This window comes from Methylobacterium brachythecii, assembly GCF_014196345.1.
In the GTDB taxonomy this organism is placed as follows: domain Bacteria; phylum Pseudomonadota; class Alphaproteobacteria; order Rhizobiales; family Beijerinckiaceae; genus Methylobacterium; species Methylobacterium brachythecii.
On record NZ_JACIDN010000001.1, the window covers coordinates 814,307 to 823,659 of the forward strand.

The following is a 9,353-nucleotide window of genomic DNA, read 5'->3' on the forward strand; positions in this document are numbered from 1 at the left end:
TGCGGAAGCCCCTGCCTCACACCGGGAATGTGCATGAACCTGTCGGAGCGCAAGAAACATCTCATCGTTCACGGCGAGGCGCCCTACAACGCCGAGCCGGCGCTCGACCGCCTGCGGGCGGCCTTCCGAACGGATGCCGACGACTTCTACGTGCGCAGTCACGGCAACCTGCCCGAGATCGATGGAGGCTCGTATCGGCTCGCGATCCGTGGGTCGGTCTCGACACCACTCGACTTATCGATCGCCGATCTCAAGGCGCGCTTCGACATCGTGACGGTGACAGCGGTGATGCAGTGTGCCGGCAACCGTCGATACGACATGCAGGCCGTGGCGCCCGTTTCAGGAGACCCGTGGGCTCCCGGTGCCATCGGCAATGCGGACTGGACCGGCGTCCGCCTCGCCGATGTGCTGTCGGCGGCGGGCATCGACGAGAACGCCGATCTGCACGTCGCCTTCGAATGCCACGACATTGTCGAGGGTGAAGATTACCCCTACGGGGCCTCGATCGGCCTCTCGAAAGCGATGGCGCCGGAAACGCTTCTCGCCTTCGCGATGAACGGGAAGCCGTTGGAGCCCGAGCACGGCTTTCCCCTTCGCGCCGTGGTGCCCGGGTTTGCTGGGGTGCGCAGCCCGAAATGGCTCGCCTCGATCACCGTCCAGGATCAGCCCTCGGCCAATCCGATGCAGGCGGACGACTACAAACTATTTCCGCCCGACGTCACCGAGGAAACCGCCGATCCGGCCAAGGGCCACACGATCGAGACGATGCCGCTCAATGCTGCGATCTGCGAGCCCTCTCCTGGAGCGAAGCTGAAGGTCGGTCACAACACGGTGCGAGGATATGCGGTCGCAGGCGATCGCAATGTCGTACGCGTCGATGTCTCCTGCGACGGCGGTCGCAGTTGGTCACAAGCGCAGCTGGAGGCCGAAGCGAAATCCCCCTTTGCCTGGACCTTCTGGTCGATCGAACTCGATCTGAACCCGGGCGAGCACGAACTCGTCGCCCGCGCCTGGGACGAGGCCGGTCAGACACAGCCCTCGCAGCCCGACGACACCTGGAACTACAAGGGCTACCTGATGGCCTCGTGGCACAGGGTAAGGGTCACCGCCGATTGAGGGTGCTCAGGGCCACCACAGCACGATCGCCGCGAGGCCCGAGATCGCGATCAGGAGAATGGCCACGCCGAGCGTGAGAGCGCGCGGCATCAGGTGGATTTGTGCTTGATTGAGGCGAGTACGGATGGCGCCATCGCGCCAGGCGGCGGCAACGAAGCAGGCCAGCGCGCAGGCGAAGAGGGCCAGCGCCAGCACGCGCAAGGGCCAAGCGGGCAGTACCTCCCGCAGGAAGCGCTGCGCGGCGAGCCCGACGCCGAGGAAGGCAAGGCCGGTACGCAGCCACGACGCATACGTGCGCTCGGCAGCTAGCACCGTGCGATCCTCGGCGAGCTTCACACGGGGGTCGTCGGGCGCGATGTTGCTCACGGCTTCGCATCTCGAATCAGATCGAGCAGAGCGTCGGCGGCTCGGCTTTGATAGCGCTCCTTGTGGCGCAGGACGCGGAACGGGCGGTCCGGAAGATCGAACCGCACATGCACCAGCTCGCCACTTCTCAAGCCTGCAGCCACGACACTCTCGGACAGGGCACTCGCGCCACCGCCGGCCGCTACAGCCGCGAGCACGGCTTCGTTCGAAGGAAGTTCGAGCATGGCCTGCAGTTCCGACGGGGCGATGCCACGTCCCTCCAACGCTTCCTCGAACTCCGAACGCGTACCCGACCCAGCTTCCCGCAGCACCCAATCGGATGCTCGGAGATCATCGGGCGTGACCTTCCTCGCCTCGGCGAGCGCGTGGCCCGGCGCGACGACGATCAGGAGCCGGTCTCGCGCGATCGTCGTGCTGGCCAGTGCCGGATCGTCGAGCGGACCCTCGACGAAGCCGAGCTCGGCGGTTCCTTCGTGGACGGCGGCAGCCGCTTGCTCGGTGTTTCCGACGGTCAAAGAAATCCCGACCTCGGGATAGGCCTTGCGGAATGCGACGAGGTGGGACGGCAGCCAATGGTTTGCGATGGTCTGGCTTGCCTGAATGATGAGAGTGCCGCGACGAAGGCCGCTCAGATCGGCAAGAACGAGTTCAGCCATCTCGGCGCGAGCAAGAACAGCACGGGCCTCGATCAGGAATGCGCGGCCCGCCTGGGTCAACTCGATGCCGCGGCCTACGCGATCGAAGAGTTTGGTCGCATGCCGCCCCTCGATATTGGCGATGGCGGTGCTGACGGCGGATTGCGCCAGATTGAGCGCCTCGGCGGCACGGGTCACGTGCTGCCGTTCGGCGACGGCGACGAAGACGCGGAGCTGGTCGAGGGTCACGGGCGCTCCTGCGTCGTGCCCTTCGGGGCCGGCAGACCGCGCACCTGAGCGTCGACCGACTCGGCGACCGCGAGCAGCCGCGTCTCGGCGGTTCGGGCGGTGACAACATAGGCCATGCCGCCATCGACCCAGGAGAACGCGGCAACATCGCCTTCGCGTGCGAAGCGGAACACCGTGCGCCCCTCCGCCGTGCCGACGCGGCTGTAGAGCGTCAGCCTCGTGCCCCGGTCGTCGTCGTACATCAGGAGTGCGGCCTGTTCGGAACCGGCCGGGAGCAACCGGCCGCCCATCAGGCGCAAGCCCAATCCCCGCAGATCGGGTGCAACGAGTTGTCGTCCGAGCCTCTGCGACAGCCAGGAGACCAGATGTGGCATCTCGTTGGCGCGTACCTCGACGGGATGGGCGGCCTCGACCACGAATGTCCGGAAGGCTGCCACCGCATCCTGCGTCGCCGGTTCAGAGAGGAACGTCGATGCAACCGGCGCCGGACCGAACCCACGCGCGGTGACCCACCCGCCAATCCCCCCGAGGACGAGGCAAACTACGGCCGCGGCCGCAACCGGCCTCCAGACACTCTTCTGGCGCCGACGCTGGAGGTTGGCGATGCGCAGCCTCGCCGGGATCGGCTCGTGTGCGATCGGATCGAGGCCGGCACGTAGACGGAGGCGCGTCTCGCGATCCGCGGAGACGCGGGCCGCCTGCTCGGGCCTCTCGGCGAGCCAAGCCTCGACGAGTCTGCGCCGCTGCGGATCGAGGCGCTCGTCGATGAGCGCGTGCAGGTCGTCCTCGCCGACCGGTCGCAGGTCCAGCCCACTCATTTGACCCTCCTGAGTAGACCGATCCGCCCGCTTTCGACGAAGTTGCGCATGCGCTCGCGCGCCCGGCTGAGCCGCGACATCACCGTCCCGAGCGGCACGTCGAGAACGGCGGCGGCGTCAGCGTAGGACATGTCCTCGACAGCGACGAGCAGTAGGACCGAGCGCTGGTCCTCCGGCAGCGCATCGAGGCCGGCAAAGAGGTCGCGCAGTCCGAGGCCGGCCGCGGGATCGGTCGAACGATCCGGCACGATGTCGAGGGCGTCTGGACCCGCATGCGGCGCTGCGCGACCCCGGCGGCGCAGTCCGGCCAGAAACAGATTGCGCTGGATCGTGAACAGCCACGCACGCAGATCGCCATCGCGACGTCGCTGGGGCCACACCGCGAGCGCCCGCTCCAGCGTATCCTGGACGAGATCGTCGGCGGCCTCCCGGTCACGCAGCAAAGCGACGGCGTAGCGACGCAGGCCCGGGATCTGCGGCTCGATCAACGTGGCGATCTCGTCCACGAACACTCCCCTTTTGAACCCTCTGACAAAGGAGATGCCTGAACGGCGCTTCTATTCCATCCGGACCACGAAGGTCTGTCGATCACCCTGGCTCGCACTTTTTTTCGAGAGGTGCGGAATGATCGGCCTTCGCCAGCATCTCTTCTGTCAGACACCAGGAGGAGAGACCATGCGTGGAGCAGTGATGTCGCTGGCGGTCGCGGCCCTCATCGCTACGGGTGCCGTTGGCGGCCGTTTGATAATCGGTACCGGCCAGGCCGAGACGACGGCCCAGGCCGATCCGTCGAGTTTCGATGGCATGATGGCCACGTCGATGGCGCGCATGCACGCCGACATGGCGGTCGCGCCGTCCGGCGATCCCGACCGCGACTTCGCGGCAATGATGATCCCGCACCATCAGGGCGCGGTCGACATGGCCAAGGCCGAACTCGCTCACGGCCGCGATCCCGTCCTGCGCCGGCTCGCCGAAGGCATCATCGTCGAGCAGCAGCAGGAGATCGATGTGATGCGCCGCGCGCTCGCCGCGCGACCGCCTGCGCCGCCGATGCAGGGTGCCACGGCCCCGCACGCCCACCATCACTGAAACAGAGCTGAAGAGGATCCAACGATGACCCGCATGAGCACGCGCATCCTGCTATCGGCAACGCTCGGTGTCCTGATCGGCGGCACGGCACTCGCCGGCCAAGCGCCCGGTCCGGCCTCGGCTCCGGATGTTCCGGTGAGCCACCGCGACCGCTTCTATACCTCCGACCAGTTCTCCAACACGGTCTCGGTGATCGATCCAGCCGACAACAAGCTCCTCGGCGTGATCAAGCTCGGTGACACGACGCCGATGAACCTGAGCCCACTCTACAAGGGCCAGTTGCTCGTGCACGGCATGGGCTTCTCGCCCGACCACAAGACGCTGCTCGCCGTCTCGATCGGCTCGAACTCCGTCACCTTCATCGACACGACGACCAACGCCGTGCGCAAGACCGCCTATGTTGGACGCTCACCACACGAGGCCTTCTTCACGCCTGATGGCAAGGCGGTCTGGGTCAGCGTGCGCGGCGAGGACTACATCGCCGTGCTCGACGCCGAGAGCGGCAAGGAGACCGGCCGGATCACGGTGCCGAACGGGCCGGGCATGACCATCTTCTCGCCGGACGGACGCTACGGCTACGTCTGCTCTAGCTTCTCGCCCGAGACGGTGGTGATCGATGTGAAGACCCACGAGATCGCGGGCCGGGTGAAGCAGGAGAGCCCTTTCTGCCCCGACATCGCCGCGACGCCGGATGGCGCGCAGGTGTGGTTCACGCTGAAGGACGTCGGCAAGGTGCAGGTCTTCGAGGCCAAGCCCCCGTTCAAGCCGCTCAAGACGCTCGAGACCGGGCCGATCACCAACCACGTCAACATCGTGCGGAACAAGGCCGGGCAGTTCGCCTATGTCACCATCGGCGGCGAGAACACGGTGAAGGTGTTCCGGACCGACGACTACTCCCAGGTCGCGGCGATCCCGACCGGCGCCCTACCGCACGGTCTATGGCCTTCGGGCGACGGAAGCCGCGTCTATGTCGGCCTGGAGAACGCCGACAAGGCTGCGGTGATCGACACCGCCACCAACAAGCTGATCGCCGAGATCCCGATCGGTCAGGGGCCGCAGGGCGTCGCGTACGTGCCAGAGGCAGTGCCGGAAGGCGCCGGTACGGCGAACCTCCAGCCGCTCGGCCCAGCCGGCAAGACAAGCATGCTCACACTTTCCAACAAGGATGGCAAAGCGGCCACGCAGGTGACGCTGTTCGATCAGGGCGTGCTGCAGACGCTGCAGGCTGCCGTGACCGGACTCGCGCCGAAGAAACCCTTCGTGCTCGCCCTGTCGAAGGACAAGACCGGAGCCGGCACCGTCGAGCCCCTGGCTGGCTTCATGACCAACCCGGCCGGTGCCGCCATCGTGAACGCCGTCGGCCCGATCCGACAGGTCACACAAGGGGCGTCGGAGGATAGCCGCCGATTCCTCGTTATCGTCGAAGGCAAGCCGGGCGAACTGGGGCAGCCGGTGCAGCGGCAGAGCGAATGATAGCGAGCCGCTGGATCACCGCCCTCGGGATCGCAACAGGCTAAACGACGAATGGGGAGCGGAACCAGATACGGTCCGCTACCCATCTCACGCCCAGTACAAGGTCCGCGTCGGAGATCGCGTTTGGCTCGGGCGTACGATCGACAGGGACGCCGAGCTGGCTCGAAGGCTAGCGTTTCCCAAAACCGATGTCCGCAGCCACATCTCTTAGGCGATCGGGTTCACGCTCCTTCCGCTCGCTGTAGCGATCGACGAGATAGTCGGCGCATTCGCGTGTTAGGAGCGTGAACTTCATCAACTCCTCGCACACGTCGACGACACGTTCGTAGAGCGGACCCGGCTTCATGCGGCCGGCCTCGTCGAATTCCTTGTAGGCCGTCGGCACCGATGACTGGTTCGGAATGGTGATCATCCGCATCCAGCGCCCGAGGACGCGGAGCGCGTTCACGGCATTGAAGCTCTGCGATCCGCCCGAGACCTGCATGACCGCGAGTGTACGCCCTTGCGTCGGACGCACCGAGCCCTCGCTGAGCGGCAACCAGTCGATCTGGCTCTTCATGACCCCGGTCAAGTTGCCGTGGCGTTCTGGGCTGACCCAGACCTGACCCTCGGACCAGATCGACAGGGACCGCAGCTCCTGGACTTTTGGATGGTCGGCCGTGGCGTCGTCCGGCAGCGGCAAGCCGTGGGCATCGTAGATTCGGACCTCGCCGCCCATCGCCTCCAGCAGGCGAGCCGCCTCGTAGGCCAGGAAGCGGCTGAACGAACGCTCGCGTAGCGACCCGTAGAGGATCATGAAGCGCGGCGCGTGGATGAAGGGCGTGGTTGCCTGGACGCGCTCGCTCGTCGGCACCTCGAAATGCGCCTCGCTGAGGTTCGGCAGGCCATCGGTGAAAGGCTGATCAGGCTTGTCCAAGGCGCTTGCTTCTTCTACGTTTCAACAATCATTGAAACAATGGATCAATCGTGGACGAACGGCAAGCCGTCATGGCCTTCGCGGCCCTCGGGCAGGAGAACCGGTTCCGGGTGGTCCGTGCTCTCGTCACAGCTGGGCCGGATGGCCTTGCTGCCGGCACGCTCGCGACCGAGATCGGCGTCTCGGCGACGAACCTGACCTTCCACCTGAAAGAGCTGTCCCATGCCGGGCTTATCCAGTCCCGGCGCGAGGGCAAGTCGATCATCTACAGCGCCGCCTACGAGGGCCTGTCCGACCTCATCACCTTCCTGATGCGCGACTGCTGCCAGGGCCGGCCCGAGGTCTGTGCCCCGGCGGTCCGAGACAGCGCCCATGCCTGAGGCGTTCGACGTCGTCATCTACCACAACCCGGCCTGCGGAACGTCCCGCAACACCCTGGCGATGATCCGCAATGCCGGCATCGAGCCGCATGTGATCGAGTACCTGAGATCCCCGCCATCGCGAGCGATGATCAACCACCTCACCGACCGTGCCGGGATCACTGTCCGCGACCTGATACGGGAAAAGGGGACGCCCTACGCCGAACTCGGGCTTAGCGACCCCTCGCTCTCAGAGGAACAGCTCCTCGACGCCATCCAGGCTTACCCAATCCTGATGAACCGGCCGGTCGTGGTCTCGCCCAAGGGCGTCCGGCTCTGCCGTCCCTCCGAGGCCGTGCTCGATCTGCTGCCAGCACAGCAGGGCGAGTTCGTGAAGGAGGACGGCGAACGCGTCGTAGACGAGCACGGCCGCCCCGTGGCCACGGCCTGAGGGAAACCCGCTTATGTCGATCTTCGAACGCTACCTAACTGTCTGGGTCGGGCTCTGCATCGTGGCCGGCATCGCGCTGGGCCATGTCATGCCCGCTGTCTTCCAGGCTGTCGGCGCGGCGGAGATCGCGAAGGTGAACCTGCCGGTCGCAGTCCTGATCTGGCTCATGGTCATCCCCATGCTGCTCAAGATCGACTTCACCGCTCTCGGCCAGATCGGCCGGCACTGGCGCGGCATCGGCGTCACCCTTCTGATCAACTGGGCGATCAAACCATTCTCGATGGCGGCGCTCGGCTGGTTTTTCGTGGGTTGGCTGTTCCGGCCCTACCTGCCGGCCGACCAGATCGACAGCTACATCGCCGGCCTGATCATCCTGGCGGCCGCACCCTGCACGGCCATGGTGTTCGTCTGGTCGAACCTGACGAAGGGAGAGCCGCACTTCACGCTCTCGCAGGTGGCGCTGAACGACGCGATCATGGTGGTGGCCTTCGCGCCCATCGTCGGTCTGTTGCTCGGGCTCTCGGCCATCACGGTGCCATGGGGGACGCTAGTGCTGTCGGTGGGGCTCTACATCGTCATCCCGGTCATCATCGCCCAGTTGGTCCGACGTAGCCTCCTGGCTTCCGGCGGACAGGCGGCCCTCGACCGGTTGCTCGGCGTGCTCGGTCTCGTCTCCCTGATCGCACTTCTCACAACCCTGGTACTGCTGTTCGGCTTTCAGGGCGAGCAGATCCTGGCTCAGCCCGCCGTCATCGCGCTCCTGGCGGTCCCGATCCTCATCCAGGTCTACCTGAACTCGGGACTAGCCTACCTGCTGAACCGGCTAGCTGGAGAGGAGCACTGCGTCGCAGGTCCTTCGGCTCTAATCGGCGCTTCGAACTTCTTCGAACTCGCGGTCGCTGCCGCCATCAGTCTGTTCGGGTTCCACTCTGGCGCAGCCCTGGCCACGGTGGTCGGCGTCCTCGTCGAGGTGCCGGTGATGCTCTCGGTCGTCTGGATCGTGAACCGGAGCAAGGGCTGGTACGAGCGCGGCGCCGTTCGTCCCGAAGCCATGCCACGCCTTTCGCGGGAATAGGGGCGGCTGATGCCCCAGCAACGGAGCGTCCGCTTTCGGCGGTTGAAGCGAGGCGCGGGAGCGACAGAATTGGGTCGAAACCGGAACGTCCGCTTCCGGGCGTCGAGCCGGCTTCCGCTTCTGGCGCAAAGCCGTAATGAAGAACGACTAGGTTGGGTGGAAATGCGCCTGTCTGCATTCGGGTGCCGAATATCAAAAAATGGACGTTCGATGATCAGCAGGAGTGGCCGAAAGCCGTCGGTCCGCTCTGGCTTACGGAAAATGTGTAAGCGGACAGTCGGCCAATGGGGAGACCTTCTCCGGTTCGCCTGGTGCCCAAGTAAGTGGCCGGTCGATCCTTTCGTCATAGGAGATCGCGGGGCTTTGGTAGCCGCTACTGAATTCGGAACGTGCATCGCAAAGAAGCCGGGCCGCGATGAATAAGCTCGCTGCCACGCGTGCCCTATTCAGGATGTCATATCAAAAGTGGCGCCGTGATAAAATAATATGCATAAATTAATCTCCAAGATTGACGCAAGTTCTTTCAGGTTAAATAACGCGTAATTTCATTTTGATCTGTGCCTGTAACAAGTTTTCAATGTAATTATCTAAGCATCCAACCGCGTGAAAGTAAAAAAACGCTCGATTGCGTCTTGGGATTCCGTTGGCGAGAGATCGGCTGCGATGTGGATCCCGGTTTCGCTCTGCGACACAACGATGTCGGTGCAATGGATTGTGACATCCGCATCTTTGTCGAGGCCGCGCGATCTCGCTCGCGGTCGCTCTGGCGCCCCGCGTCAGGCCCCGACATTGAGATCGATTTCGCG

General features: G+C 65.0%; 11 protein-coding genes. 6 read left to right on the plus strand and 5 right to left on the minus strand.

The annotated features are described in order from the left end of the window. Positions 1–33: 33 nt before the first annotated feature. The gene (locus GGR33_RS03930) at positions 34–1,116 is read left to right on the plus strand and encodes a molybdopterin-dependent oxidoreductase (RefSeq protein WP_183502045.1); all 1,083 of its coding nucleotides are present in this window, start codon (positions 34–36) and stop codon (positions 1,114–1,116) included. A 6-nt stretch (positions 1,117–1,122) separates the two neighbouring features. On the opposite strand, the gene GGR33_RS03935 is transcribed toward GGR33_RS03930, so the two are convergent. The 4 genes from GGR33_RS03935 to GGR33_RS03950 are packed head-to-tail and all read right to left on the minus strand — an operon-like array spanning position 1,123 to position 3,690. Beyond that, entirely contained in the window at positions 1,123–1,482 is a 360-nt protein-coding gene (locus GGR33_RS03935; protein ID WP_284211835.1) for a DUF202 domain-containing protein, read from the minus strand. After that, positions 1,479–2,366 (minus strand): LysR family transcriptional regulator, encoded by an 888-nt coding sequence (locus GGR33_RS03940; protein ID WP_183502047.1) that lies wholly within the window; start codon positions 2,364–2,366, stop codon positions 1,479–1,481. Before GGR33_RS03940 ends, GGR33_RS03935 begins: the two co-directional genes overlap by 4 nt. Next, positions 2,363–3,184 carry an anti-sigma factor family protein gene (locus GGR33_RS03945; protein WP_183502049.1) on the minus strand — a complete coding sequence of 274 codons (822 nt, stop codon included), beginning with the start codon at positions 3,182–3,184 and terminating at the stop codon, positions 2,363–2,365. The genes GGR33_RS03940 and GGR33_RS03945 overlap by 4 nt, the downstream gene beginning before the upstream one ends. Further along, positions 3,181–3,690, minus strand: coding sequence for an RNA polymerase sigma factor (locus GGR33_RS03950; protein ID WP_183502051.1), 510 nt, complete (start codon positions 3,688–3,690; stop codon positions 3,181–3,183). The genes GGR33_RS03945 and GGR33_RS03950 overlap by 4 nt, the downstream gene beginning before the upstream one ends. A gap of 169 nt (positions 3,691–3,859) precedes the next feature. On the opposite strand from GGR33_RS03950, the gene copM reads away from it, so the two are divergent. Beyond that, positions 3,860–4,273: a CopM family metallochaperone gene (copM, locus tag GGR33_RS03955; protein ID WP_183502053.1), complete on the plus strand. Its 414-nt coding sequence runs from the start codon at positions 3,860–3,862 to the stop codon at positions 4,271–4,273. Between the two features lie 33 nt (positions 4,274–4,306). Beyond that, the gene (locus GGR33_RS03960; RefSeq protein ID WP_425488741.1) at positions 4,307–5,746 is read left to right on the plus strand and encodes a YncE family protein; all 1,440 of its coding nucleotides are present in this window, start codon (positions 4,307–4,309) and stop codon (positions 5,744–5,746) included. Between the two features lie 169 nt (positions 5,747–5,915). Here GGR33_RS03960 and arsH read toward each other — a convergent pair whose 3' ends face one another. Next, entirely contained in the window at positions 5,916–6,662 is a 747-nt protein-coding gene (arsH, locus tag GGR33_RS03965; protein WP_183502064.1) for an arsenical resistance protein ArsH, read from the minus strand. Positions 6,663–6,712: 50 nt separating this feature from the next. Here arsH and GGR33_RS03970 point away from each other — a divergent pair, with 50 nt between their 5' ends. From GGR33_RS03970 to arsB, 3 genes are read left to right on the plus strand one after another with little or no spacing between them, the layout of a single operon-like run. Continuing rightward, the gene (locus tag GGR33_RS03970) at positions 6,713–7,042 is read left to right on the plus strand and encodes an ArsR/SmtB family transcription factor (RefSeq protein WP_183502066.1); all 330 of its coding nucleotides are present in this window, start codon (positions 6,713–6,715) and stop codon (positions 7,040–7,042) included. After that, the gene (arsC, locus tag GGR33_RS03975) at positions 7,035–7,472 is read left to right on the plus strand and encodes an arsenate reductase (glutaredoxin) (RefSeq protein ID WP_183502068.1); all 438 of its coding nucleotides are present in this window, start codon (positions 7,035–7,037) and stop codon (positions 7,470–7,472) included. Before GGR33_RS03970 ends, arsC begins: the two co-directional genes overlap by 8 nt. A gap of 13 nt (positions 7,473–7,485) precedes the next feature. Further along, positions 7,486–8,547: an ACR3 family arsenite efflux transporter gene (gene arsB / locus GGR33_RS03980; protein WP_183502070.1), complete on the plus strand. Its 1,062-nt coding sequence runs from the start codon at positions 7,486–7,488 to the stop codon at positions 8,545–8,547. The last annotated feature ends 806 nt before the right edge of the window (positions 8,548–9,353 follow it).